The 25,230-nt window shown below is 68.9% G+C and carries 26 protein-coding genes and 1 pseudogene; 7 read left to right on the forward strand and 20 right to left on the reverse strand.

What is annotated here, in order from left to right:
• From ACX12L_RS14530 to ACX12L_RS14540, 3 genes and pseudogenes are all read left to right on the forward strand, one after another.
• A pseudogene (locus ACX12L_RS14530) lies at positions 1 to 115 on the forward strand (IS5/IS1182 family transposase); the annotation flags it as partial.
• 312 nt (positions 116 to 427) lie between these two features.
• A complete protein-coding gene (locus tag ACX12L_RS14535) occupies positions 428 to 817 on the forward strand; it encodes an AraC family transcriptional regulator ligand-binding domain-containing protein (protein ID WP_459263248.1) in 390 nt (129 codons plus the stop codon).
• Positions 747 to 1,475, forward strand: a complete 729-nt coding sequence (locus ACX12L_RS14540; RefSeq protein ID WP_459263249.1) for a helix-turn-helix transcriptional regulator — start codon at positions 747 to 749, stop codon at positions 1,473 to 1,475. The genes ACX12L_RS14535 and ACX12L_RS14540 overlap by 71 nt, the downstream gene beginning before the upstream one ends.
• Before the next feature lie 322 nt (positions 1,476 to 1,797).
• On the opposite strand, the gene ACX12L_RS14545 is transcribed toward ACX12L_RS14540, so the two are convergent.
• The 3 genes from ACX12L_RS14545 to ACX12L_RS14555 are packed head-to-tail and all read right to left on the reverse strand — an operon-like array spanning position 1,798 to position 4,819.
• Complete coding sequence (locus tag ACX12L_RS14545; protein ID WP_459263250.1) at positions 1,798 to 2,850, reverse strand: phosphotransferase family protein; 1,053 nt, start codon at positions 2,848 to 2,850, stop codon at positions 1,798 to 1,800.
• Positions 2,847 to 3,620: an SDR family NAD(P)-dependent oxidoreductase gene (locus ACX12L_RS14550; RefSeq protein WP_459263251.1), complete on the reverse strand. Its 774-nt coding sequence runs from the start codon at positions 3,618 to 3,620 to the stop codon at positions 2,847 to 2,849. Before ACX12L_RS14550 ends, ACX12L_RS14545 begins: the two co-directional genes overlap by 4 nt.
• The gene (locus ACX12L_RS14555; RefSeq protein ID WP_459263252.1) at positions 3,617 to 4,819 is read right to left on the reverse strand and encodes an acyl-CoA dehydrogenase family protein; all 1,203 of its coding nucleotides are present in this window, start codon (positions 4,817 to 4,819) and stop codon (positions 3,617 to 3,619) included. The genes ACX12L_RS14550 and ACX12L_RS14555 overlap by 4 nt, the downstream gene beginning before the upstream one ends.
• Before the next feature lie 83 nt (positions 4,820 to 4,902).
• Here ACX12L_RS14555 and ACX12L_RS14560 point away from each other — a divergent pair, with 83 nt between their 5' ends.
• On the forward strand, positions 4,903 to 5,634 hold the full coding sequence (locus ACX12L_RS14560; RefSeq protein ID WP_459263253.1) for a GntR family transcriptional regulator: 732 nt from the start codon (positions 4,903 to 4,905) through the stop codon (positions 5,632 to 5,634).
• Here the strand turns inward: ACX12L_RS14560 and ACX12L_RS14565 are convergent.
• From ACX12L_RS14565 to ACX12L_RS14645, 17 genes are read right to left on the reverse strand one after another with little or no spacing between them, the layout of a single operon-like run.
• Positions 5,619 to 6,641, reverse strand: a complete 1,023-nt coding sequence (locus ACX12L_RS14565) for an amidohydrolase family protein (protein WP_459263254.1) — start codon at positions 6,639 to 6,641, stop codon at positions 5,619 to 5,621. The genes ACX12L_RS14560 and ACX12L_RS14565 overlap by 16 nt on opposite strands.
• 2 nt (positions 6,642 to 6,643) lie before the next feature.
• Positions 6,644 to 7,357, reverse strand: coding sequence for an ABC transporter ATP-binding protein (locus tag ACX12L_RS14570; RefSeq protein WP_459263255.1), 714 nt, complete (start codon positions 7,355 to 7,357; stop codon positions 6,644 to 6,646).
• On the reverse strand, positions 7,344 to 8,123 hold the full coding sequence (locus ACX12L_RS14575; protein WP_459263256.1) for an ABC transporter ATP-binding protein: 780 nt from the start codon (positions 8,121 to 8,123) through the stop codon (positions 7,344 to 7,346). The genes ACX12L_RS14570 and ACX12L_RS14575 overlap by 14 nt, the downstream gene beginning before the upstream one ends.
• Positions 8,120 to 9,091, reverse strand: a complete 972-nt coding sequence (locus ACX12L_RS14580) for a branched-chain amino acid ABC transporter permease (RefSeq protein ID WP_459263257.1) — start codon at positions 9,089 to 9,091, stop codon at positions 8,120 to 8,122. Before ACX12L_RS14580 ends, ACX12L_RS14575 begins: the two co-directional genes overlap by 4 nt.
• 31 nt (positions 9,092 to 9,122) lie before the next feature.
• A complete protein-coding gene (locus ACX12L_RS14585) occupies positions 9,123 to 9,992 on the reverse strand; it encodes a branched-chain amino acid ABC transporter permease (RefSeq protein ID WP_103018462.1) in 870 nt (289 codons plus the stop codon).
• 21 nt (positions 9,993 to 10,013) lie between these two features.
• Positions 10,014 to 11,168, reverse strand: a complete 1,155-nt coding sequence (locus ACX12L_RS14590) for an ABC transporter substrate-binding protein (protein ID WP_459263258.1) — start codon at positions 11,166 to 11,168, stop codon at positions 10,014 to 10,016.
• A 50-nt stretch (positions 11,169 to 11,218) separates the two neighbouring features.
• Positions 11,219 to 12,067, reverse strand: a complete 849-nt coding sequence (locus ACX12L_RS14595; protein ID WP_459263259.1) for an alpha/beta fold hydrolase — start codon at positions 12,065 to 12,067, stop codon at positions 11,219 to 11,221.
• The gene (locus tag ACX12L_RS14600) at positions 12,064 to 12,492 is read right to left on the reverse strand and encodes a hypothetical protein (protein WP_103018459.1); all 429 of its coding nucleotides are present in this window, start codon (positions 12,490 to 12,492) and stop codon (positions 12,064 to 12,066) included. Before ACX12L_RS14600 ends, ACX12L_RS14595 begins: the two co-directional genes overlap by 4 nt.
• A gap of 19 nt (positions 12,493 to 12,511) precedes the next feature.
• Positions 12,512 to 13,156 carry a 3-oxoacid CoA-transferase subunit B gene (locus tag ACX12L_RS14605; RefSeq protein WP_459263352.1) on the reverse strand — a complete coding sequence of 215 codons (645 nt, stop codon included), beginning with the start codon at positions 13,154 to 13,156 and terminating at the stop codon, positions 12,512 to 12,514.
• 8 nt (positions 13,157 to 13,164) lie between these two features.
• Entirely contained in the window at positions 13,165 to 13,851 is a 687-nt protein-coding gene (locus ACX12L_RS14610; RefSeq protein ID WP_103018458.1) for a 3-oxoacid CoA-transferase subunit A, read from the reverse strand.
• Positions 13,852 to 13,873: 22 nt separating this feature from the next.
• Positions 13,874 to 15,046 (reverse strand): thiolase, encoded by a 1,173-nt coding sequence (locus ACX12L_RS14615; protein ID WP_459263260.1) that lies wholly within the window; start codon positions 15,044 to 15,046, stop codon positions 13,874 to 13,876.
• Positions 15,043 to 15,444, reverse strand: coding sequence for a Zn-ribbon domain-containing OB-fold protein (locus tag ACX12L_RS14620; RefSeq protein ID WP_103018456.1), 402 nt, complete (start codon positions 15,442 to 15,444; stop codon positions 15,043 to 15,045). The genes ACX12L_RS14615 and ACX12L_RS14620 overlap by 4 nt, the downstream gene beginning before the upstream one ends.
• A gap of 6 nt (positions 15,445 to 15,450) precedes the next feature.
• Positions 15,451 to 17,559 carry a 3-hydroxyacyl-CoA dehydrogenase NAD-binding domain-containing protein gene (locus ACX12L_RS14625; protein ID WP_459263261.1) on the reverse strand — a complete coding sequence of 703 codons (2,109 nt, stop codon included), beginning with the start codon at positions 17,557 to 17,559 and terminating at the stop codon, positions 15,451 to 15,453.
• The gene (locus ACX12L_RS14630; protein WP_103018454.1) at positions 17,556 to 17,768 is read right to left on the reverse strand and encodes an acyl-CoA carboxylase biotin carboxyl carrier protein subunit; all 213 of its coding nucleotides are present in this window, start codon (positions 17,766 to 17,768) and stop codon (positions 17,556 to 17,558) included. Before ACX12L_RS14630 ends, ACX12L_RS14625 begins: the two co-directional genes overlap by 4 nt.
• Before the next feature lie 26 nt (positions 17,769 to 17,794).
• A complete protein-coding gene (locus ACX12L_RS14635) occupies positions 17,795 to 19,165 on the reverse strand; it encodes an acetyl-CoA carboxylase biotin carboxylase subunit (protein ID WP_459263262.1) in 1,371 nt (456 codons plus the stop codon).
• 8 nt (positions 19,166 to 19,173) lie between these two features.
• Positions 19,174 to 20,721 (reverse strand): acyl-CoA carboxylase subunit beta, encoded by a 1,548-nt coding sequence (locus ACX12L_RS14640; RefSeq protein ID WP_459263263.1) that lies wholly within the window; start codon positions 20,719 to 20,721, stop codon positions 19,174 to 19,176.
• Positions 20,722 to 20,737: 16 nt separating this feature from the next.
• Positions 20,738 to 21,724, reverse strand: coding sequence for a Bug family tripartite tricarboxylate transporter substrate binding protein (locus ACX12L_RS14645; RefSeq protein ID WP_459263264.1), 987 nt, complete (start codon positions 21,722 to 21,724; stop codon positions 20,738 to 20,740).
• 210 nt (positions 21,725 to 21,934) lie between these two features.
• On the opposite strand from ACX12L_RS14645, the gene ACX12L_RS14650 reads away from it, so the two are divergent.
• The 3 genes from ACX12L_RS14650 to ACX12L_RS14660 all read left to right on the forward strand — a co-directional run bounded on the left by ACX12L_RS14650 (position 21,935) and on the right by ACX12L_RS14660 (position 25,226).
• Positions 21,935 to 22,663 carry an IclR family transcriptional regulator gene (locus ACX12L_RS14650; RefSeq protein ID WP_459263265.1) on the forward strand — a complete coding sequence of 243 codons (729 nt, stop codon included), beginning with the start codon at positions 21,935 to 21,937 and terminating at the stop codon, positions 22,661 to 22,663.
• 195 nt (positions 22,664 to 22,858) lie between these two features.
• A complete protein-coding gene (locus ACX12L_RS14655) occupies positions 22,859 to 24,310 on the forward strand; it encodes an aldehyde dehydrogenase (protein ID WP_459263266.1) in 1,452 nt (483 codons plus the stop codon).
• Positions 24,311 to 24,332: 22 nt separating this feature from the next.
• Positions 24,333 to 25,226 (forward strand): NAD(P)-dependent oxidoreductase, encoded by an 894-nt coding sequence (locus tag ACX12L_RS14660; protein ID WP_459263267.1) that lies wholly within the window; start codon positions 24,333 to 24,335, stop codon positions 25,224 to 25,226.
• Positions 25,227 to 25,230 lie beyond the last annotated feature (4 nt).

The following is a 25,230-nucleotide window of genomic DNA, read 5'->3' on the forward strand; positions in this document are numbered from 1 at the left end:
CTTTGCCTGGCTGGAGAAGAACCGCAGGCTGTGGAAGAACTGCGAGCGCCTGCTCAACACCAGCCTGCAGTTCATCCACTTGGCGTTCTTGGCGTTGCTACTCAGGAGATCGTAAACAGGTTCTGAGGAAGAAAGGCTTGCATCTCGCGCCAGACGGGTTGCGCTGCATAGGTCATCGGCATATTCGGCTCCTGGGTTGGTATCGAATGAACAGGGCTCCCGGCGCAGCCCTGGAGCAGTGCACAAGTGGCTGCCGAAGCGATGGCAATACATATGCGGCTGCAAGTGAGGTGAGTAGATTGATTCATGGCTGTGTTCTGAAGCTCCTTGGCATGAATCGTCGGTCACTTGGCTGCTTATGCCCATGGCGAGTCAGGCCACGAGCTTTAGAATTTGGGCCACACTTCGTTTTAAACACGGAGACCGGATGAGCTACAGGAACTTTGCGCGCAGTCCCGTCAGCATCCGTCTGCTCCTTGATTTCGGCCAGGCTCGAAACATCGATGCAGCATCGCTGCTTCAGGGCACAAAGCTGGACATCTCGCAGTTGACCGATCCCGAATTGACCGTGTCCACCCAGCAGGAGCTGACGGTCGCCTCGAACCTACTGAAGTTCGCTGGCGACGAACCAGAGATGGGTTTTCGGGTAGGCCTTTCGTACCATTTATCGGCCTACGGACTACTCGGGTACGGGATGCTGAGCAGTGCTACCGGCGGCCGATGCCCTGGGGCTCGCCAGACGCTTTTTGCCGCTTACCTATGCCTTTACCAGCATTGCGTATCGTCAATTCGGCAATCTCGGCGAACTGGTCTTTGAGCCGCCGGATGAACTGGCCCCTGCCTTGCAGAGGTTTTTCGTCGAACGAGCCATGGGCGCAGCCTCACGGTTGCTGCGGGACGTTATGGGCGAAGCCTTCGAACTGGAGGCGTTCGGGTTGCGGCATTGCGCGCCAGCGTCTGGCCATCTACGCCAGGTGCCGACGCGAGTCCTGGGCGTGGCAATCCAGTACGGCTCTGCCGCCAATTCGCTATTGTTCGCGCTTGCGCACCTGTCTCGGCCACTTCCGCAGGCCAATGCGGTCACTGCGGCAATGTGCGAGCGGATGTGTACCGATCTGCTGGCACGCCGGAGAGTCCGCCTGGACACCGCCACTTTTGTCAGAGAGCACTTGGCGGCACTGCCTTCTGGCCGGGCTCCGGAACTCGCCGATATTGCCAAGCTACTGAATACCAGCGAACGGACCCTGAAACGGCGCCTTCACCAGGATGGGACGAATTTCCACAACCTTGCGAACCTTGCCCGGCATGCGAAGGCCCAGCAATTGATGGCCGAGGGGCGGCTCACGATGACCGAAGTGGCCGCCGAGCTAGGGTTCAGCGATCTATCCTCGTTTTCGCAAGCGTACAAACGTTGGACCGGCTCAGCACCGACCGCGTCAAAGGTAGCGCCACATGGCCGCTCGCGGGAACCGTAACCCTTGCTGCTGATTTTTCTGGGTCTGCCAGAAATTGGCGATAACCAGTCCTGTGAAGATCGGTTATTGAACCAGCGAATATGAATCTGTCAGAAGCGGGCATCGGCTTGAACGATCGCTACGGTCGCTAATGGCCGGTAGGGGCTCAAATAGCATGCTGGATGACCGAGTTTTGGCCATCTGCCAGCAGCCATTGCTACGACGCCATGCAAGATGGCGCTCTGGATTCAGGAGCTGGCTGCGCTTTCCATACGATTGTTTCCCTGTCATTCGATAGAAAAACCAACGCACAGCAAGCGCAACCAGCTCCTGTTTTCATAGTTCACCCACGCGCCGCCATATAGCGCTGCGCGCTCTCCCAGCCCAGCTCGGCCAGCGGCCCGGCCTTGGCGCCGGTCTCCACCGCATCGTCGGCGGCGGCGTTGCCGTCCGCCGCGCGCTGGGCGATGCCGTGCAGGATGGCTGCCATGCGGAACAGGTTGTAGGCGATGTAGAAATCCCAGTGCTCCGCCGCGCCCCGGCCGGTGGCGGCGCCGTACCAGGCGATGTATTCGGCCTCCTGCGGGATGCCCAGCGCCGGCAAATCCAGCCCGGCGATGCCGCGCCACAGGCTGGGCGGGATGCGCCAGGCCATGCATTGGTAGGCCAGGTCGGCCAGCGGGTGGCCGAGGGTCGAAAGCTCCCAGTCCAGCACGCCGATGACGCGCGGCTCCGTGGGGTGGAAGACGAGGTTGTCCAGCCGGTAGTCGCCGTGCACCAGCGTGGTCTCGTCGCCCGCAGGCAGGTGCTCGGGCAGCCAATCCATGAGGCGGTGCATGGCCTCATTCATGGGCACGGTGGATTCGCGGCACTGGCGCGACCAGCGGGCGATCTGGCGGCCCACGTAGTTGCCCTCCTTGCCGTAGTCGCCCAGCCCCACGGCGCGGTAATCGACCGCGTGCAGCGCGGCGATCACGCGGTTCATCTCACGGTAGATGGCGTGGCGCTCGGCGCTCTGCATGCCGGGCAGCGACTGGTCCATGAGCACGCGGCCCTCAAGGAACTCCATCACGTAGAACGGCGTGCCCAGCAGCGCGTCGCTCTCGCAATAGTGCAGCATGCGCGGCACGGGCACGCCGGTGTCCGCCAGCGCCTTCATCACGCGGTATTCGCGGTCGATGGCGTGGGCCGAGGCGATGAGCGTGCCCGGCGGCTTCTTGCGCAGCACGTAGTCGCGGCCTTCGCCCGCGGTGACGCGGTAGGTGGGGTTGGACTGCCCGCCCGCGAGCACGCGCACCTTGAGCGGCGCGCCGCCCGCCAGGCCCTGGGCGCGCAGGTAGTCGGCCAGCGCCTCCACAGGCAGGGAATGAGGCAGGGGATTCGCGGCGCCGCTCATAGCGAGCTCACCAGGTGCGCGCCATCGACGGCCAGCGTGGCGCCCGACATGGCCGCGCCCGCGTCGGAGGCCAGCAGCAGCAGCGGGCCGTCCAGGTCGGTCACCTCGCCGAAGCGGCGGCTGGGGATGCGCGCGCGCAGCTTCTCGCCCGCCGGGCTGGTGAGGAAGCCGCGGTTCAGGTCGGTCACCACGTAGCCGGGCAGCAGCGCGTTCACGCGGATGCCGTGGCGTGCCAGCTCCAGCGCCAGGGCCTTGGTGGCCTGCACCACGCCGGCCTTGGAGATGGCGTACGGCGCCACGCCGCCCGCCACGCGCTCGCCCAGGATCGATGCCACGTTGACGATCGCGCCGCCCTTGCCCGCCGCCACCATGCGGCGCGCGGCCTCGGTGGCCACGAGCCAGTTGCCCTTGAGGTTGGTGCCGAGCACGTGGTCGAAGTCTTCCTCCGTCTGCTCCAGCGCGGGGCGCGTCACGGTCACGCCCGCGTTGTTGACCACCACGTCGGGCACACCCCAGGCGCACAGCGCGTCGAAGCAGGCGCGCACGCTGGCGCTGTCGGCCACGTCGAGCGCGAAGGCGCGCGCCTCGCCGCCCCCGGCCGCGATGGCGTCCACCACGCCCTGCAGCTTGTCGACGCGGCGCGCGGCCACGGCCACGCGGGCGCCGGCGGCGGCCAGCACCTGGGCGAAGTGCGTTCCCAGGCCGCTGGAGGCGCCGGTCACCAGCGCCAGCCTGCCACGCAGGCTGAACCGGTCCATCGCCGCGGTCATGCCGCGCCCCCTTCGCGCAGCAGCTCGGCCTCGGCCTTCTCGGAGAGGTGGGCGAGCTTGCGCGCCATGCTCCAGCGGTGCACTTCGCTCGGGCCGTCGTAGATGCGGAAGGCGCGCATGTCGGTGAAGATGCGCATCACGGGCGTCTCGCCCGTCACGCCCTGGCCGCCGAGCATCTGCACGCTGCGGTCCACCACGCGCCATTCGGCCTCGGAACACACGACCTTGGCGCGGCTCGATTCGAAGTTGCACTTCTCGCCCTGGTCCAGCAGCCAGGCCGTGTGCCAGATGTGCAGGCGCGCGGTGTGCAGGTCCATGTCGTTGTCGGCCACCATGAAGCCCACGCCCTCGTGCTCCACCAGCGGCTTGCCGAAGGCGTGGCGCTTGCGCACGTAGTCCAGTGCCGTGTCGTGCGCGCGGCGCGCCTGGCCCAGCCAGCGCATGCAGTGCGTGAGGCGCGCGGGCGCCAGGCGCACCTGGGCGTAGCGGAAGCCCTTGCCGATCTCGCCCAGCACGTCGGCCGCGGGCACGCGCAGGTTGTCGAAGCGCAGCACGCCGTGGCCGCCGGTGAAGCAGGAGTCCATCGCATCCATGTTGCGCTCCAGCACGATGCCGGGGCGGTCCATGTCGGTGAGGAACATGGTGGCCGAGCCGTCCTCCATGCGCGCCATGACGATGGCGTAGTCCGCCCCGTCGGCGCCGGTGATGAACCACTTGCGGCCGTTGATCACGTAGTCGCCGCCGTCGCGCACGGCTGTGGCCTGCAGCATGGACGGATCGGCCCCGGCGCCGGGCGAGGGCTCGGTCATCGCGAAGCACGAGCGCAGCGCGCCCGCCACCTGCGGGCGCAGCCAGCGCTCCTTCTGCGCGGGCGTGGCCACCTCCTCCATCAGGTGGATGTTGCCCTCGTCGGGCGCGTGGATGTTGAGCGCCGTAGGGCCCAGGCGCGAGTAGCCCGCCTCCTCGAACACCACGGCCTTCTCGATGTGCGACAGGCCCAGCCCGCCCATCTCGCGCGAGGCATGGGGCGTGAGCAGGCCGGCGGCCCGGGCGCGCGCCACCAGCTCGCGGCGCAGCGCCTCGTCGGGGCCGTGGTGCGACTGGCGCGGGTCGCCCTCCAGCGGGATCACCTGCTCGGCGATGAAGCGCCGGGTCTTGTCGCGCAGGGCGCGCAGTTCGGGGGAAAGGGAGAAGTCCATGCGGGGCCTCATGAAAAAGGGCCAGCCAGGATGGCCGGTGTATTGCCTATGATATTGTCAGACAATATTGAAAACAAGTCCCCATGTGCTGTGCTAACGTCGGCACCTTCTTCCTGGCCTGCCCCATGCCCTCCAACACGCTGCCCGAACCCGCCGCCGACGTCCCGGAGAGCGCCGCCGACACGGTGTTCCACGGCATCGTGCAGGGCCTGGCGCAGCAGCGCTTCGTGCCGGGCCAGCGGCTGGTGGAGGTCGATCTGGCCGCGCAGTTCGGCGTCAGCCGCGCCTCGGTGCGCGAGGCGCTGCAGCGCCTGGCGGCCGAGGGGCTGGTGGATCTTTTCCGCAACAAGGGGGCGGCCATACGCACCCTGTCGGCGCGGGAAACCCTGGAGGTGCTCGACGTGGCCGAGCGCATGACCGGCCTGCTCGCGCGCAGCGCCGCGCGCGCCGTTGCCGCCGGCGCGCCTCGCGCGCCGATCGAGGACGCCCTGGCCCGCCTCCATGAGGCCGACCGCGGCCAGGACCAGGATGTCTTCGCCAGCGCCCGCCGCGCCCTGTACCGTGCGCTGCTGGCCACCAGCGGCAGCCGCGAGCTGCGCCGCCTGCTGCCGACCATCCACATGCCCATCGTCTACGCGCAGCACCGGCCCGCGACGCTGCAGCGCATACGCATGCGCGACTACCGGGCGATGTGCGAGGCCGTCCTCCAGGGCGACGAGGACGCCGCGGATGCGGCGGGGATGCAGCACGTGCGCAACGTACGCGAGGCGATCGAGGCAGCCCTCTCCCCCGAACGCGTTCAGGCAAGGCGATAGAACTGCGCCGCGGTGTCGCGGTAGAGCTGCCGCTTCTCGTCCTGCGACATGCCCGCGGTGATCCGCTTGAAGGTGTTCCACAGCACCGGGTAGCTGCACGTGCCCTTGTCCACGGGGAAGTTGCTCTCGAACATGCAGCGCGACGGGCCGAAGATTTCGATGCAGGTGAGGATGTAGGGGCTCCAGGCCTGCGCCAGCTCCTCGGAGGTCGGCGGCCGCCCGGCCAGGTGGAACCCGAAGCCGAACACGCTCATGCCCAGGCCGCCGAGCTTGATGCAGACGTTGGGCAGCGCGGCGATCTTTTGCAGCAGCCGCTTCCATTCGGCGAAGACGGCATCGCGCTGCCCCACGTAGGGGCCCACGCCCAGGGGCACGCCGATGTGGTCGATCACCACCGGGATGTCGGGGAAGGCGCGCGCCAGGTCGCAGAGCTCGTCGAGCTGGGTGTGGTAGGCCCAGGAATCGAACGTGAGCCCGAAGCGCGCGAGCGTGGCGTAGCCCTCGCGGAATTTCGGGTCCATGTAGAGGTGCAGCGGCGGGGCGTGCATGACACCGTACTGGAACTGCGCATGCGCGGCCGCGTGGCAGCGGATGCCGCGGAAGCGCCCCGCGGCGGCCTGCAGGTGCGCGGCCAGGGTTTCCTCGACGCGCGCGCCCAGCGCGAGGTCCGCGAAGCCCACGATGCCCTCGCAGACCCGCGTGCCCGCTTCGGCGGGGATGCGCCCGGCGATGGCCGCTACGCGCTCCGTCTCGCCCATGGGGCGCAGGTGCCCGGGGCCATCCTCGCGGTAGCCGAAGCCCACCTGGATGAAGACAGTGGACTGGATGTTGTGCCCCGCGCCCAGGTCCGCCAGCAGGTCGTCCTGCAGGTAGCCGCCCCACAGGCTGTCGGACAGATGGTGGTGCGGGTCGATGATGGGCAGTTCCGGCTCCAGCGGCGCCTCGTGGTGCCGGGCCAGCCACTGCGGGCGCACTTCGGCGCGCGGGACGATGGGCAGGGTCTCCATGCTCAGACTCCGAGAAAGGCTTTCTGTACGAACGCGTCCTGCAGCAGTTCCTGGCCGGAGCCCGAGCGGATCACCGTGCCCTGCTCGAACACGTAGGCATGGTGCGCCATCTTGAGCGCGAGCCGCGCGTTCTGCTCCACCAGGATCACGGAGATGCCCGTCTCCCGGTTCAGGCGCACGATGGCCTGCGCGATCTCGGACACGATCTTGGGCGCGATGCCCAGCGAGGGCTCGTCGAGCATCAGGATCTGCGGATGCGACATCAGCGCGCGGCCGATGGCCACCATCTGCTGCTCCCCGCCGGAAAGCGAGCCCGCGAGCTGGCTGCGGCGCTCCTGCACGCGCGGGAACAGCGCGCAGACCTGCTCCAGCGAGCGGTTGCGCGCCGCCGCCGAGCCGACGGTGTGCGCGCCGACCATGAGGTTCTCCCACACGGTCATGCGCGGGAACAGCCGGCGCCCCTCGGGAGAGAGCGCCAGCCCCATCGAGACCCGCTGGGCCGGGCCGGTGGCGTCGATGCGCCGGCCGTCCACGTGGATGCTGCCGGCCGAGACCTTCTTGAGGCCCATCAACGCCTTGAGCGTGGTGCTCTTGCCCGCGCCGTTGGAGCCGACGAGCGCCACGATCCGGCCGGCCGGCACCGTGAAGCTGACGCCGTGCAGCGCCTCCACCAGCCCGTAGTGGACCACCACATCCTTGACTTCAACCGTGGGCATCTTCGTCCACTCCCAGATAGGCTTCGATCACCGCGGGGTTGTTGCGCACCTCGTCGGGCGTGCCCTGCGCGATCTTCTGTCCCTGCACGAGCACGATGATCTTTTCGCAGGTGTTCATCACCAGCGCCATGTGGTGCTCCACGAACAGCAGCGAGATCTCGTGCCGGTCGCGCAGCGTCTTGAGCAGGCCGCCGAACTCCGCGCACTCCTCGGGGTTGAGGCCCGCGGCGGGCTCGTCGAGCAGCAGCAGCCGGGGCCGAGTGGCCAGTCCGATGGCCACGCCGATGCGCTTCTGGTGGCCGTAGGCCAGCGCGCCGGCCACGTCGTCGCGGTAGGGCGCCAGGCCCGTGATCTCCAGCACCTCGTCCACTTCCTCGCGCACCTGGCGAAGCGCGCCGCGGTAGCGGGCCGTCTGCGCGATCTGCGCCCATACGGGCACGTCGAAGCGCGCCAGGGCGCCCCGGTAGAGGTTCTCCTGCACGGTGGCGGCGGGGTACACCGTGGCCGACTGGAAGGTGCGCGCCAGCCCGTGGCGCACCACCTGGCTCGGCCGCATGCCCTCGATGGACTGGCCCGCGAACTCGATGCGGCCGGCCGACGGCGCCAGCGAGCCGCTGATCACGTTGAAGGCCGTGCTCTTGCCCGCGCCGTTGGGGCCGATCAGGCCGACGATCTCGCCCGCATGGAGCTCGAAGCTCAGGTCCTTGACGGCGGCCAGGCCGCCGAAATAGCGCGACAGGCCGTCCACTTTCAGCAGCGCGGTCATGCCTTGCCCCCCTTCCTGCGCAGCTTGGCACCCATGCCGACCAGGCCGCCCGGCAGGAACTTGAGCACCAGGATCAGCGTGATGCCGTACAGGATGTTCTGCGTCTCGATCGCGCTGCGGAACAGCTCGGGCAGCGGCGTCATGATGAGCGCGCCCAGGATGGGCCCCAGCACCGACGAGCGCCCGCCGATCACCAGCATGACGATGGCCGCCACGGAGATGTGCTGGTTGAACGATTCGGGCGAGACGAAGCCCAGGTAGTGCGCGAGCAGCGCGCCCGCGAAGCCGGCCATGGCCGATCCCAGCACGAACGCGAACATCTGCGTGCGCTGGATGCCGATGCCGCTGGCCTCGGCCAGCTCCTGGTTGTCGCCCACCGCGTCCAGCGCCGTGCCCTGGGGCGTGCGGAACAGCGCGATCAGCAGCGCGATGGAGCCGAAGGCGCAGGCGGCCGCCAGCACGTAGAACGACGTCTTGGTGTCGAACACGAAGCCAAGCAGGGACGCCGGCGGGATGTTGGCGATGCCGTTGGCACCGCCGGTGGTGCCGCCGCCCTCCAGCAGGAACAGCCGGAACAGCTCGCCGAAGCAAAAAGTCACCAGCACGAAGTACACGCCCTGCAAGCGCAGGATCACGGCGCCGAGCAGGAAGGCCACGGCAGCGGCGACGGCCACGCCGAGCGCCACCGACAGCAGGAAGGGCGCATGCCACTGGGTGGTGGCGATCACCGAGGCATAGGCGCCCATGCCCATGAACGCGGCATGGCAGAACGAGAGCTGCCCGGTGCGGCTGAGCAGGGAGAGCCCGTTGACGAAGATGATGTTCAGGCAGATCAGCACCGCCAGGTGCATGTGGAACGGGCTGCTGGTGAACAGCGGCAGTGCGAACAGGACCAGCAGGCCGGGCAGCCAGAGGTGCCAGCGCGCCTGGGGGGCTCCGGCGCCGGAATCGAGTGCGCGAGGCTTCATGGTCGAAATGGTGGAAGAGGCGTGCATGGCGTCAGCGTCCGGACTTTCCGAGCAGGCCCGAGGGGCGGAAGATCAGCATCAGGATCACGAAGCCGAAGAGCAGCATGTCGGACATGCTGCTGGACATGAAGGTGTTGGCCGCGCTCTCCACCACGCCCAGCAGCAGGCTGGCGAGCGCGGCGCCGGGAATGCTCCCCAGCCCGCCGAGGATCACCACGATGAAGGCCTTGAGCAGTGGCGTGGAGCCGATGCTCGGCGAGACCGAGAACACCGGCGCCATCAGCGCGCCCGCGACGGCCGCCAGCGCCACGCCGATGCCGAAGCCCAGCGGGTACATGAGGTGCGAGCGGATGCCCTGGGCGCTGGCGATCTCGGTGTCCTGCACCACGGCGCGCAGCGCCCGCCCGCCCTTGCTGCGCATGAGGAACAGGTAGAGCAGCGCCAGCACGGCGATGGAGAAGGCCACCACGTACAGCCGCGACATGGGCAGAACGATGGGGCCGAGCGACACCACGCCCTGCGCCACGGGCGGCATGGACTGGGGGTCGGGCCCGAAGACCAGCAGGGCGCCGTTCTGCAGGACCATCGCCAGCCCGATCGTGCTGATCATCCCGTTGAGCTCGTTGCCGCGAAAGCCCTTGAGCACCAGCACTTCGATGATCCAGCCCGCGACCAGGGTCACGGCGAAAGTGGCGAGCACCGCCGCTAGGAAAGGCAGCTGGAGCCGGGTGACACAGACGTAGGCGAGGAAGGCGCCCAGCATGTAGAACTCGCCATGCGCGAAGTTGACCACGCGCATGACACCGAAGACCAGCGTGAAGCCAATGGCCATCAGCAGGTAGAGCAGCCCGATGATGAGGCCATTGGTCAGTGCCTGACCAATGAGGAATGTGAAATCCACGGCGGTACCCAGGTCCTGTGCTTACTTGCAGGCGGAGAGGGAGCAGGTGCTTTCGACCACCTCCTGCCCGTCCTGCACGCGCGCGACGTAGAACGGCGCGCTGATCTGGTGGTTGGAGCCGTAGACCTCCTTGCCCGTCCAGTTCAGGGTGCCCAGGATGCCCCTGAAGTCCTTGATGCCTTCGAGCGCCACGCGCACCTTGTCCGTGTCGGTGGCGGTGCCCGCCTGACCCATGGCCTGGAACAGCATGCGCGTGCCGTCGTAGAACGCCGGGCTGAAGCCGTTCATGCGCTTCTTGTACTTGCCGAAGTAGCGCTCGGCATAGGCCTTGACCTCCGCGTTGGCCGGGTTGATCGGCGTGTTGACCAGCATGCCGTTGGTCGCGCCCACGCCCGCCACGTTGACGATCTCGGCGGTGGCCGGGCCGCCGCTGCGGATGATGTGGCCCTTGAAGCCCAGCTCGCGCGCCTGCTTGACGATGAGGCCGGCGGTGCCGGGCGCGTTGCCGTCGAGCTCGATGGCGTCCACGCCCTTGGCCATGATGCGGGTCAGCAGGGGCATCATGTCCACGCGCTCGCGCTCGAAGAATTCCTTCGCATTCATCTGTGCGCCGGCCTTGGCATAGGCCTTCTCCAGGTCCTGGGCGATCTGCTGGCCGGTCTCGTCGTTGGGAAAGAGCGCGCCCACCTTCTTGATGTTTTTGGCCTTGACGATCCAGTCGATCTGGGGCTGCGATGTCTCCATCGTCGTCAGGTTGGGCCGGAAGCTGAACGGCTTGTCGGCCGCCAGCGCCTTGTCGGTGAAGCCCAGGGTCAGCATGACGACCTTGTTCTTCTCCATGATGGGACCCACGGCCAATGCGGCGGCCGAACCCACGGGACCGATCACGTACTTGACCTTGTCCTCGAACACCAGGCGGTTGGCGGCGGTGACGGCCTCGCCGGCCTGGTACTTGTCGTCGTAGGCGACGACCTTGACCTTGTACTTCCTGCCGCCCACGTCAAGGCCGCCCTTGGCATTCACGTCGTCTGCGGCCAGCTCGGCCGCGTACAGCATGGCCTGGCCCCAGGCGGCGCCCGCGCCGGACAGCGTCACGATGGCGCCGATCTTGAGTTCTTCCTGGGCGAATGCGCCGCAGCCCACGCACAGCAGCGAGGCGGCAAGGATCTTTTTCATGGTTGTCTCCTGGAGGTTGGTTGGGGATTGGAATAGCGTGCAGGCAAGGCTCAGCGGGCTGCGATCTCGTCCAGCACGGGCAGGATGTATTTCCTGAATTGCCCGGGGTTCTCGCTCATGGGGAAATGCCCCAGTTCCTCCATGACGATCACCTTCGCGCCGGGAATGGTTCCGGCGGTGCGGATCGAGTCCTCGGGACTGCAGGAGAAGTCGTATTCGCCCGTCAGCAGGTAGAGCGGCGTGGTGGCCGTATCGATGCCGCCCAGCTTGCCGCGCAGGTCGGAATCCACGCGGTAGAAATACAGGTCGCCCTTGAAGATCCCGGGGCCGCTCTGCTTGTATTGCCACAGGGTTTCATGGCGGTATTCGCTCGGGCTTTGCGGCGCGATCAAGCCCGACACCAGCGCGGCGCAGACCTCGCCGCCGTGCACGTCGGGGCGGTTGAGCCAGCTCGTGTCGTACCAGGGCTGCTGGTGGTCGGCGCTCTCCAGGCCGATGAGCGCCCGGAATTCGGCGCCGTGGGCGTGCGCCAGCTGCAGCACGATCCGCCCGCCGATCGAGCAGCCCATGACCACCGGCCGGTCCAGCCCCAGCGCGGCGCTGAACGCGCGGATCGTGGCCACGTAGCGCTCGGTGGTGAGCTCATAGTCCCGCTCGTGGAAGCCGACGGGGGGATAGGACTTGCCGTGCCAGGGCATGTCGAACGCGATGACGCGGAACCTGTCCGTGACGCCGGCGTCGTTGAGCAGGTGGCGGAACTGGCGGCCGTCGGAGCCGGCCGTGTGCAGGCACAGCAGGGGAATGCCCTGGCCGCATTCCTCGAAGTAGATGCGGCACGTCTCGCCCAGGACATCCACGTGGATGTAGCGGCCGACGATGGGCTCGATGCGGTCTTTCATCTGGTTTCTCCTCGCTGGTTGCAAGCGTCCGCAGGCACGTGGCGCGGCATTTCCAGCACGTCCTTGAGGTACTGGAGATGCGAGAACAGCAGCCTGGTGTCCCCCTCGATCACCATCTCGCCCCGCTTGTGCAGGGCGAACAGGTCGTGCCAGCCGGGAGGGGGCACTTCCCTCCACAGGCACTCCCAGGCCTCGGCCGTTCCCTGCACGAAGAGCGCGCATGGATGGAACAGCGCGAACCGCTGCGTAAGTTCGACGACCTCGCCCTGGTGGATGCGCAGCAGGAACCGCGCCGTTCCAACGACAACGACGAGGTCGGCCGTCAGCGTTCTGCCCCGGTGCACGAGGCAGGCGTTCGCGTTGACGTGCGGCGCGAGGGACGAGAACCGCTCGGCCAGGGAAGTGTGCGTGGTATGTGAGCTCATGCCGTTGTACCCAAGTAGTTCAGCCGATCCCCGGCAGAAGGGGCGCCGCGGTCATCGCCTGCAGGCGCTCGAAGCTCATCCCCTCGCACATCCAGCGGACTGTCAGCCCTTGCGCCGTGACGTCGATGACCGCGCAATCCGTGTAGATGCGATCCACCACGCGCGCACCCGTGAGCGGGTAGGTGCATTCGGTGACGATCTTGGGCTCGCCCGTCTTGCTCACGTGCTCCATGACCACGAAGACCTGCCGCGCGCCCACCACGAGGTCCATGGCGCCGCCCACGGCGGGAATCGCTTCGGGCGCGCCGGTGTCCCAGTTGGCCAGGTCGCCCTGGCTGGAGACCTGGAACGCGCCGAGCACGGTGAGGTCGATGTGCCCGCCGCGCATCATGGCGAACGAGGTCACGTGGTCGGTGATGGACGCGCCCGCCAGCAGCGTGACCGGCTCCTTGCTCGCGTTGATGAGGCTCAGGTCCACGGCGCCGCCCGCGGGCGCGGCGCCCATCCCCAGGATGCCGTTCTCGCTGTGCAGGATCACGTCGCGGCCCGGCGGCAGGCACTTGGAGATCAGCGTGGGAATGCCGATCCCCAGGTTGACGTAGCTGCCGTCGGGAATGTCGTTCGCGACCTTGGCCGCCATCTCGGCGCGGCTGAGCCGCCGGATGTTCGTCGTCATGCCTGACCTCCCACCTGCACCACGCGTTGCACGAAGATGCCCGGCGTCATCACATGCTCGGGCGCGAGCGTGCCCAGCGGCACCACCGCATCCACCTGCGCCACCGCCACCCGGGCGGCCATGCACATGACGGGGCCGAAGTTGCGCTCGGCATTGCGGTACATGAGGTTGCCCCAGGGGTCCGCCGTCTGCGCTTTCACGAAGGCGAAGTCGCCGCGCAGCGGCTGTTCCAGCACGTAGCCCACGCCGTCGATGACGCGGGTTTCCTTGCCCTCGGCCAGGCGGGTGCCGTACGAGGTGGGCGTGAAGAAGGGCCCCAGTCCCGAGCCCGCCGCGCGCATGCGCTCGGCCATCGTTCCCTGGGGCACGCATTCGAGTTCGATCCTGCCGGCGCGGTACCACTCGGCGAATGCGACGGCGTTGGGCTCCAACGGGTTGGACGAGCGCGCGAACGAGCACACCATGCGCCGCACGCGCCCGGCTTCCACCAACTGGCTCAGGCCGATCTTGCCGTTGCCGGCGTTGTTGTTGACGATGGTGAGTTCGCGCGCACCCTGGTCGAGCAGCGCACAGACGAGTTCGGTGGGCACTCCGGAGATACCGAAGCCGCCGATGAGGATGGTCGCGCCGTCGCGCACGTCGCGCACGGCCTCGTGCACCGAGGCGGTCACTTTGTTCAGCATGCCGGCTCCTTGCCTTGTGCGTTCACAGCGTTTCCTCCACACCGAGGATCGCCGTGGACTGGCTCGACAGCGTGCCGCCGTTGCCGTGCGCCAGGGCGATGCGCGCATCCTTGACCTGCCGCGCGCCGCACTCGCCGCGCAACTGCCGCACCGCCTCTATCACGAGGAAGATGCCGTACATGCCCGGGTGCACGCACGAGAGCCCGCCGCCGTTGGTGTTGACCGGCAGCCGCCCGCCCGGCGCGATGCCGCCGTTCTCCACGAACGCGCCGGCCTCGCCCTTCTTGCAAAAGCCCAGGTCTTCGAGGAACAGCAGCGTGTTGATCGTGAACGCGTCGTAGAGGCCCACCACGTCCACGTCCGAGGGCGCAAGGCCCGCCATCTCGAAGGCACGCCGGCCCGACTCCGACGCGGCGGTGACGGTGAGGTTCTCCATGGACGATATCTGCCGGTTCCACACCGCCGTGGCGTTGCCGAGCACGTACACGGGCCTGGGCACCTGGACCCTGGCGCGGTCGGCGCGCATGAGCACGAAGGCGCCCGCGCCGTCGGTGACGAGGCAGCAGTCGCGCACCGTGAGCGGCGTGGAGACCATGCGCGCGGACAGCACGTCGTCGATGCTGAGCGGCTCGCGCATCACCGCCTCGGGGTTGAGCTGCGCCCAGCGGCGCGCGGCCACGGCCACCTCGGCGAGCTGCTCGCGCGTGGTGCCGAACTCGTGCATGTGGCGCGACGCGGCCAGCGCGTAGGACGTGAGCGGCTGGATGGGCACGTAGGGGTGCTCGTAGGGCAGCGGGTCGATCAGGCGGAACGCATCCGACATGGCCTTGCGCGAGAACGTACCCGTCTTCTGCGTGCTGCCGTAGCACACGAGCACCGCGTTGCACTGGCCGCTCTCCAGCGCCAGCATCGCGGGCATCAGGTGGGCGATGAAGCTGGAGCCGCCCAGCATGGTGCTGTCGATGAACTGCGGCCGCAGGCCCAGGTATTCGGCCACCGGCAGCGCCCACATGCTGGCCGCCGAGCTGCAGGTGGCCAGGCCGTCGATGTCGCGCAGCGTGAGCCCCGCATCGTCCACCGCCGCGAGCGCGGCCTGGCCCAGGATTTCCATGGCGCTGAAGCCGGTCGCCTCGCCGATGCCGGCATGGCCCACGCCCACGATGGCGGCCTTGCCGCGAAGTTGTTGCAGGCTCATTGCGCACCTCCCGCGCCTTGGGGAACGAATACCACGAGCGGCTTGCCGTCCTGCTCCACGATGCGGGCCTGCACGCGCATGCCGATACGCACCTGGTCCTGCGGATGCTCCCGCACGCGGCCCATCATGCGCACGCCCTCGTCCAGGTCGACGAGCACGATGGCGTAGTCGGTGCCCGTGCCAGGCTTGCCCATGACCACGCTGCACGCATGGACGGTGCCCTGGCCGCTGGCGTCCATCCAGCGCAGGTCGGCGCTGCCGCAGTGCGGGCAGGCGACCCGTGGATAGAACACGTGCCGCGCGCACGCGCCGCATTGCTGGATGCGGAACCGGCCCTGGGCCAGATGGTGGAGATAGGCGGCATCGGGGCCGCCCGTAGATGGGATGTTGGCGGTCATGGTCGTTCAGGTGGGGTCGGTGGGCACCACATAGCCGGAGAGGGACTGGCTCTGGGCTACGAGCTGCGCAAGCAGCGGCGCAGGCTCCCACAGCGGGCCGTGGATGCGGTGAAATTCCTCGATGCGCGCGAGCACCTTGGGCAGGCCCACGGTGTCGGCATAGAACAGCGGGCCGCCGCGCGCGGCGGGAAAGCCGTAGCCGTTCACGTAGATCACGTCGATGTCGCTGCCGCGGCGCGCCACGCCGTCCTGCAGGATGCGCGCGGCCTCGTTGACCAGCGCGTACATGGTGCGCTCCACGATCTCCTCGTCGGTGATCGCGCGGCGCGTGATGCCCGACTCGCTTGCGCAGGCATCGATGATCGACTCCACGGCCGGGTCGGGCACGGGCGCGCGGCTGCCCGGCTCGTAGCGGTAGAAGCCCGCGCCCGTCTTCTGCCCCAGGCGGCCCGACTCGCAGAGCCGGTCGGCGATGTGGCAGTAGCGCAGGTGCCTGGGACGCGTGGGAGCCTGGCGCTTGCGCGCGGCCCAGCTGATGTCCAGCCCCGCCATGTCGCCCATGCGCAGCGGGCCCATGGCCATGCCGAAGCGCTCCACGGCCTGGTCCACCTGCGCGGGGCTCGCACCCTCCTCCAGCAGGAAGTGCGCCTCGCGCGTGTAGGGGCTCACCATGCGGTTGCCCACGAAGCCATCGCACACGCCCACCACGGCGGGCACCTTGCCGATGCGCTTGGCAACGCCCAGCACCGTGGCGATCACGTCGGGCGCCGTGGCCCGGCCGCGCACGATCTCCAGCAGCTTCATGACGTGGGCGGGACTGAAGAAGTGCAGCCCCACCACGTCCTGCGGGCGGCGCGTCACGGCGGCGATGTCGTTGACGTCGAGCCGCGAGGTGTTGGTCGCGAGGATGGCGCCGGGCCTGGCGATGGCGTCCAGTTGCCGGAACAGGCCGTGCTTGACGGCGATGTCCTCGAAGGCTGCCTCGATGACCAGGTCCGCCTGCGCGAGATCGGGCATGGCCGTGGAGCCGTGGATGCGCGCCAGGCGGGCCTGCATCTGCGCCTCGTCCAGCTTGCCCTTGGCCACCGTGGCCGCGTAGTTGCGGCGGATCGTCTCCAGGCCCTTGGCGAGGGCCGCGTCGGTGACCTCGACCAGCGTCACGGCGTAGCCCGCATTGGCGAAGGCCATCGCGATGCCGCCGCCCATCGTGCCCGCGCCTATCACACCCACGCGCTGCACGGGGCGCAGGGCCGCGCCCTGCGCATCGGGCGGCGGCTTGGCTGCCTCTCGCTCGCCGAAGAACAGGTGGCGCAGCGCCTTGGACTGCGTGCCGTTCACGAGCTCGACGAAGCGCTGCCGTTCGAATGCCAGACCTTCCTGCAGCGGGCCGTCGAGCGATTTCTCGACGCAGGCGATGCACTGCAGCGGCGCCTCCAGGCCACGCGCGGTCTTGCGCGCCTTCTCGCGCGCGGCGCCGAACAGCGCCGCCGCATCGGCGGGCGGCGTGACGGCGCGCGCGCCCGTGGGCCGCAGCGCCTTCGCGGGATCGAGACCGGCCGCAAACGCGATCGCCCGCGACAGCCAGTCGCCTTCGAACACCGCGTCCAGCAGGCCCGCCTCCAGGGCCTTGGCGGCGCTGATCGTCCTGCCGGAAACGATCCAGTCGAGCGCCGCTTCGACACCTACGAGCCGGGGCAGGCGCTGCGTTCCGCCGCCGCCGGGCAGCAGGCCCAGTTTCACCTCGGGCAGGGCGACCACCGCCTGGGCGTCGGCCACGCGCCAGTGGCAGCCCAATGCCAGCTCCAGGCCACCACCGAGCGCAGAGCCGTGGATGGCCGCCACCACGGGCTTGCCCAGGTTCTCGATGCGCTGGATCAGCTGGGGCGTGGTCGGTTCGGCCACGCCCCGGGGCGTGTTGAACTCGCGGATGTCCGCGCCGCCCGAGAACATGCGGCCCTCGCCCGCGAGCACGATGGCGTCGATGGCCGTATCCGCCACGGCCGCGTCCAGTGCCGCCGACAGGTGCTGGCGCAACGCGAACGACAGGCCGTTGACGGGCGGGTTGGCCCATCGGACCAGGGCCACCCTGCCGTGGCGCTCGAAGCCGCCGTTCATCGCAGTTCCACCAGCGGCTGGCCTTCGGCCACTTCCGCGCCGACCTCGACCAGGTAGCGCACCACGGCGCCGCCGGCCTCCGCCTCCACGGGGATCTCCATCTTCATGGATTCGACGATCAAGAGCGGGTCGCCGGCCGACACGCTGTCGTCGGGAGCGGTGCAGTGGGCGACGACGCGGCCCGCCAGCGGGGAGCAGAGAGTGGGCATGGGAAATCTCCTGGAGGAACGTTGTTTCAAAGGGGGCGCGATGCGATCGCGGCGCCCAGTTGGGTGTGCAGTTGGCCGTCCGCGAACGCCGGGTCGCGCAGGACGCGCAGCACGTAGGGAATGTTGGTTTTCACGCCTTCGACGCGAAAGCGCTCCAGCGCGCCGGTCAGCCGGGCGACCGCTTCGGCCCTGTCGGCGCCGTGCGCGATGACCTTGGCGAGCATCGGGTCGTAGTGGCTCGATACGCGGGTGCCTGCGGCATAGCCCGTCTCCACGCGGATGCCCTCGCCCGCCGGCGGCGCGAACACGGCGAGTTCGCCCGGGGACGGGAAGAAACGCACGGGGTCTTCCGCGTAGATGCGCGCCTCCACCGCGTGGCCGTTGCATGAAACGGACGCGGGCAGCACGGCGGCGAGCGGCTCGCCCGCGGCCAGCCGGATCTGCGCCGCGACGATGTCCACGCCGGTGACCTCTTCCGTCACCGCGTGCTCCACCTGCAGCCGCGTGTTCACCTCCAGGAACGTGAAGCCCGTCGCGGGCGTGTAGAGCATCTCCACGGTGCCGATGACGTCGTAGCCGATGCCGGCCAGGATCGCCTCCAGCCGCCGGGCCATGGCCTGCACGGCGTCGCGGGGAATGCCCGGCGCGGGCGCCTCCTCGACGACCTTCTGGTTGCGCCGCTGTACGGAGCAGTCGCGTTCGTACAGGCAGCGCACCTGCCCGTGGCGGTCCGCGAGGAACTGGAATTCCACGTGCCGCGGCGTGTCGATCAGCGTCTCGAAGTACAGCTCAGAGGCGCCGAAGGCCTTGGCCGAGGTGGACTGCGCCTGCCGCCAGGCCGCGGCGATCTCCTCCGGCCCGCGCACCGGCAGCATGCCGATGCCCCCGCCGCCGTTCGCGGGCTTGAGCATGAGGGGGAAACCCATGCCGCAGGCGACGCGGGTCACCTCGCCAAGGTCGTCCGGCAGCAGCGCGCTGCTGCGCGTCATGGGCATGCCGTGCGCCTGCATCAGCGCGCGCGCTGCCGTCTTGTGGCCCAGGGTCTTGATCCATCGCGGGCTGGGGCCGATGAAGCACAGCCCCTCGGCTTCCACGCGCTCGGCGAAGGCCGCGTTTTCGGACAGGAAGCCGTAGCCTGGGTGCACCGCGTCGGCGCCGGTGTCCCGGGCCGCGCGCAGCACGGCCTCCTGGTTCAGGTAGCTCGCGGAGGCGGGCGCGTCGCCGATGCAGACCGCGGCATCGGCCTCTTTCAGATAGGGCATCCGCTCGTCGGCGGTGGAATGCACCGCGACGGATTCGATCCCCAGCGCCTTCGCCGCGCGGATCACCCGGGCCGCCACCGCGCCGCGGTTGGCGACCAGGATGCGGCGGATGGAGCGGGACGCCCGCGCTGGCATGGCCTCGCTCATGGGCGGAACCCGAAGCGCACCGGGCCGGCCTGGCGCAGCGGCGCGGCAAGGTTGGCGAACTCGACCAGCAGGGCGCGCGTGTCCTGCGGGTCGATGATGTCTTCCACCACGAACGCCTCGGCGCTGCGGAAGGGCGAAGTCAGGCTGCGCACGCGGGCCTCGATGCGCGCGCGGGCCGCGTCGGGATCTTCGGCGGCCTCGATCTCGGCCTTGTAGGCCACCTCCAGCCCGCCTTCGATGGGCAGCGAACCCCACTGGGCCGAAGGCCACGCATAGCGGAAGTTGAAGCGCTCGGCGTTCTGGTGCCCGCCTCCGGCGACGCCGAAGGCCTTGCGCAGGATCACCGTGCACCAGGGCACCGTGCTCTGCGCCACGGCGGTAAGCGCACGCACGCCGGCGCGCATCACGCCTTCCTTCTCGGCCTCCAGGCCAATGCGGAAGCCAGGCACGTCCACGAGGTTGAGCACGGGCAGGTGGAACTGCTCGGCCAGGTCCACCATGCGCATGTACTTCTCGGTCGTCTGGCGGTCCCAGGCACCGCCGTAGTGGTACGGATCGCTTGCGACGACGACGACCGGCCAGCCGTCGATGCGCGCCAGGCCCGCCGCGATGGCCTTGCCCCAATGGCGGCCGATCTCCATGAACGAGCCGCTGTCCACCAGGGTCTCCACGATGGTGCGGATCTTGTAGACCGAGCGCGTGTTCTCCGGAATGGCGCCGCGCAGCGCCGCCTGGTTCGCCGAGGCTTCGCGCCCGCCTTCGGCGCGCGGGGGCAGCTCGTGCACGGACGCGGGCAGGTACGAGAGGAAGCGGCGCGCGCGCTCGAAGACTTCGGCCTCGGAGGCGACCTCGTCGTCCACCACGCCATTGCGCGCGTGGATCTGTGCGCCGCCCAGCTCGTTCTTGCCGAGCACCTGACCCGTGCGCGCCACCACGGGCGGGCCCGCGACGAAGAGCTGCGCGGTATCGCGCACCATCACCGAATAGTGGCTGGCGGACACGCGCGCCGCGCCCAGCCCCGCCACCGATCCCAGCGCCAGCCCCACGACGGGCACGGTGGCCAGGTTGCGCGCGATGTAGGGCCAGGACTTGAGCTTGGGCAGCAGCGTGTGCCCCTTGAGCTCGATGTTCTTCACCGAGCCGCCGCCGCCCGTGCCATCCACCAGGCGCACCAGCGGCAGGCGCAGGTCATGCGCCATCTGCTCCGCCACGATCATTTTGTCGCCCACGGCGCCATCGTTGGCGCCGCCGCGCACGGTGAAGTCGTCGCCCATCACCACGGCGGGCCGCCCGCCGATGCGCGCGCGTCCCATCACCAGGTTTGCGGGCGTGAAATCGACCAATTGACCGCCGTCGTCGTACTGGCCCGAGCCGGCCAGGCCGCCTACCTCGACGAGAGAACCCTCGTCCACGAGCAGCGCGATGCGCTCGCGCACGGGGATCTTCCCGTTGTCCCTGTGCCGCTGCACCTTGTCCGCTCCGCCCATGCGCTGCGCCAGTTCCTTGCGCTGCGCGAGCTCGGCGAGTTCCTTGTCCCAGGCCATCGTGATGTGCTCCCGCTCAGTCCAGCTTGATGTCCGCCTTGCGGATGATTTCCGCGTACTGCGCGGTTTCCTTGTCGATCTGCTCGGCGAAGCGCTTGGGGCCGAACATGCGGATGTTCCCCTGCTGCTCCAGCCGCGCCTTCACCGCCGGGTTCTGCACCGCGGTCGCTATGGCTTCGGACAGGGCGTTCACGACGGGCGCGGGCGTCTGCGCGGGCACGAGGGCGCCGACCCAGAACGAGATGTCGAAGCCCGGATAGCCGGCCTCCGCGATGGCCGGCACGTCGGGTAGTTCGTGCCAGCGCTGGGCCGACGTCACGGCCAGCGCGCGCAGCTGGCCCGCCTTGATCTTCGGAACGGCCGAGGGGTTGTCGAAAGCCGCGTCCACCTCGCCGCCCAGCAGCGCCACCTGGGCCGGGGCCGAGCCACGGTAGGCCACGTGCGTCATGTTCACGCCTGCCATGCCGTTGAGCAGCTCGAAACTCAGCTGCGTGAGATTGCCCATCCCCGCCGACCCGTAGGAATAGGCACCCGGCTTGGCCTTGGCCGCATTCAGCATGTCCTGCAGCGTGGGCGCCGTGCCGATCGGCCCCTTCTGCGGATTGACCGTCAGGATGAACGGCACCGACACCATGAGCGACACCGGAGCGAAGTCCTTCTTCGGGTCGTAGTTCATCTTCTTGAAGAGCAACGGGTTCACGGTGATGGTGCTCGAGTTGCTGATCAGCACCGTGTACCCGTCGGGCTGCGAACGCGCGACCTCGGTGGCGGCGAGCATGCCGTTGGCCCCCGTCTTGTTGTCCACCACCACCGGCTGCCCCAGCTTGGCCGACAGGTGCTGGGCAATGATGCGGGCCACCGAATCGATGGAATTGCCCGCGCTGAAGCCCACCACGAAGCGGATGGGCTTGCCGGGGTACCCCTGCGCCATGGCAGGCGCCCCCGCCAGGCCGGCAAACAGCGCCGCCGCGGCGGTCGCCAGAAAATTTCGTTTCACGTTCATGCAGTCTCCTGTTCCCGATCAAGTTGTTCCATCTAAGAGAATTTTCGTTCTCTTTTTTTCAGTTTTCAGTAAACTCATCCTCCAGTCAACCCATTACCGATAGGGGTTAACCCCCGAACAATTGCAAACGGGCATGCCTCCCGCACATCCGGAATGGACAGCAGGTTGCCCAAGATAGAATCCATAGCCAGCTACCATCCAACGCGCGCCATGCCAGCCCTGCCCTCCACGGAGCCCTCGGACAAGAGCGACGGTGTCGCCGCGGTCGATCGCGCGCTGCACATCGCCACGGCGCTGGCGAACTCGCCCCAGGCGCTCACGCTCACGGAACTCTCGAACGTCACCGGGATGTACAAGAGCACGCTGCTGCGCCTGCTGGCCTCGCTGGAGCGCGCCGGGCTGGTCACCCACCGCGCGGACAAGCGGTATGCGCTGGGGCCGCTGGCCTTCGTGTTCGGCCGCTCGTTCGAACAGGTGCACGGCCTGCAGGGCGCCATCCAGCCCATCCTGCAGTGGCTGGTGGAGCAGGGCACGGAAAGCCCGTCGTTCCACGTGCGCCACGATCAGAACCACCGCCTGTGCCTCATGCGCATCGACTCCAACCACTCGACGCTGGATCGCGTGCGCCCCGGCGACCTGCTGCCCCTGCACAAGGGCGCCGCGGGCAAGGTGATCACCACCCTGGAGCAGGGCCCGCAGGCCCTGGCCGCGGCCTCCGGCGATCTCGTCTTCACGTCGTTCGGCGAGCGCGACCCCCTCTGCGGCGCCATCGCGGCGCCGGTTTTCGGCCCTTCGGCCTCGCTGCTCGGCGCGATCTCGGTGTCGGGGCCGCTGGAGCGGTTTTCCGAGCTCGCGGTGCAGCGCATGAAGACCCTCGTCCTGGCCGCGGCCCAGCGCGCCACGCACAGCCTGGGCGGGAAGTGGCCGAGCGCCTCCTGACTCCCCCCACCCTCCCGCAGCACACCTGACCGCCGCGCCAGGCGGGATGCGCCCTCGCGCGCAATCCATTGCGCCCGGCAATTTTCAGAACTTCAGTTCCATCAGTAGAAACACTGAGCCTTTGCGTCGAGTTTGTCCACGAAAATTATAAAAATAGAATTTTTGTTCTGTCAGAGGAAACTCGAAAGGTCCCAGATGCTTGAACACAAGCCCATGCTGATCGCGGGGAAGGATGCGCCGGGCGAGGACGGCATTGCCCCGCTGGTCTCCGTCAACCCGGCGACGGGCGCAACCAACCATGAAGTGGCCGCCGCAGGGCCGCGCGCCGTGGACGAAGCCGTCCGCAGCGCGACGCAGGCCTGCAAGGCCGGCGCCTGGACGCAGATGCTGCCGATGCAGCGCGCGCGCATCCTGTTCGGCATCGCCGACCGCATGGAGCGCGACGGCGACCATCTCGCGCGCCTGCAGATGCTCGAGAACGGCAAGGTGTGGAGCGAGTGCGTCAAGCAGGTCAAGAGCGCCGCCGCCACCTTCCGCTACTACGGCGCGGTCTGCGAGACGACGGGCTCGGAGGTGACGCCGGCGCGCGGCAACTACCTTTCCATGACGGCCTACGAGCCCTACGGCGTGGTGGCGGCCATCACGCCGTGGAATTCGCCGCTGACGATGGAGGCGCAGAAGATCGCCCCCGCGCTGGCGGCGGGCAACGCGGTCGTGCTCAAGCCATCGGAGGTCACGCCCTCGACCGGCCTGGCCGTGGGCCGCATCGCGCTGGAGGCCGGCCTGCCGCCGGGGCTGCTGAACGTGCTGCCCGGCACCGGGCACGACGTGGGCGCGGCGCTGGTCGCGCACCCGCTGGTGCGCATGGTGTCGTTCACGGGCGGCACGGAGAGCGGCCGGCGCATCGCCGAGGTGGCCGCGCGCAAGCTCATGCCCGTGGCGCTGGAGCTGGGCGGCAAGTCGCCGCACATCGTCTTCGCCGATGCCGACATCGACGCCGCCGTGGCCGCCGTGGCCGACGGCATCTTCGAGGGCAGCGGCCAGTCGTGCGTGGCCGGCTCGCGCCTGTTCGTGCAGCGCTCCGTGCACGATGCGGTGGTGCGCAAGCTCGTGGAGCGCGCCCGGTCGCTGCGCGTGGACCTGCCCGACGCGGCCGGCGCCGAGATGGGCCCGCTCGCCACCTTCGCGCACCGCGACAAGGTCGAGCGCATGGTGGAGGACGCGCGCACGGCTGGTGCGCAGATCCTCGCGGGCGGGGCGCGGCCCGGCGCGGCGGCGCTGGCGCGCGGCGCCTACTACCTGCCTACGGTGATCGGCGGCATCGACAACCGCGCCGCCATCGCCCAGCAGGAAATCTTCGGCCCGGTGCTCTGCGTGCTGCCGTTCGACGACGAGGAAGACCTCGTCGCCCAGGCCAACGACAGTGCCTTCGGCCTCGCCTCGGGCGTCTGGACGGCCGACTACCGACGCGCCTGGCGCGTCGCACGCGCGCTGGAGGCGGGCACCGTCTGGATCAACACCTACAAGCAGCTGTCCATCTCCACGCCCTTCGGCGGCTTCAAGGAAAGCGGCATCGGGCGCGAGAAGGGCGCCTCCGGCATGCGGCTGTACCAGCAGCCCAAGGGCATCTATTTCGGCATGGCCTGAACGGCCGACAGGAACACCACACATGAGCAACACCACCAGCCAAGTGATCGGCTTCATCGGCCTGGGCGTGATGGGCGAACCCATCTGCCGCAACCTCGCCGTGAAGACCGGCGCCCGCGTGATCGCGCACGACCTCGACGCCGCCCCGCTGCAGCGCCTGGCCGCGCACGGCGTGCAGGCCGCGCCCAGCGCCGCGGCCGTGATGCAGGCGGCCGACGTCGTCTTCCTCTCGCTGCCCTCGGGCGAGGTCGTCGCGCAGCTGTGCCGCCAGGACGGCGGCCTGCTGGCCTCGGCCCGCGCGGGCCAGACCATCGTGGACCTGAGCACCTCGCCCGTGGACACCACGCGCGCGCTGGCCGGCGAATTCGCGGCCCTGGGCGCGCGGTTCGTGGACGCGCCCGTGGCGCGCACCCGCGCCGCCGCCGAGGCGGGCACGCTCGCGGTGATGGTGGGCGCCGCGCCCGAGGTGTTCGAAGCCGTCAAGCCGCTGATCGCCACCTTCGCCTCCGACATCGCGCTGTGCGGCCCCGTGGGCTGCGGCCAGGTGCTCAAGATCCTCAACAACATGGTGCTCTTCGAGACCGTGGTGGCCGTGAGCGAGGCCAAGGCCATCGGCGAGAAGGCTGGAGTCGATCCCGCCGTGCTGTTCGACACGCTCTCGAAAGGCTCGGCCGACAGCTTCGCGCTGCGCAACCACGGCATGAAGGCCGTGCTGCCCGGCGAGTTCCCCGAGCGCGCGTTCTCCGTGCTCTACGCGCGCAAGGACCTGAAGTACGCGCTGCAGCTGGCGCGCGCCGCGGGCGTGGACGCGCGCGGCGCGGCCGTCGTCGATGAATGGTTCCAGCAGGCCATCGACAACGGCCTGGGCGAGAAGTACCACCCCGTCATCAGCCGGCTGATCGCCGGCCAGCGCTGAAGCG

This window comes from Alicycliphilus sp. T452 (assembly GCF_054512775.1).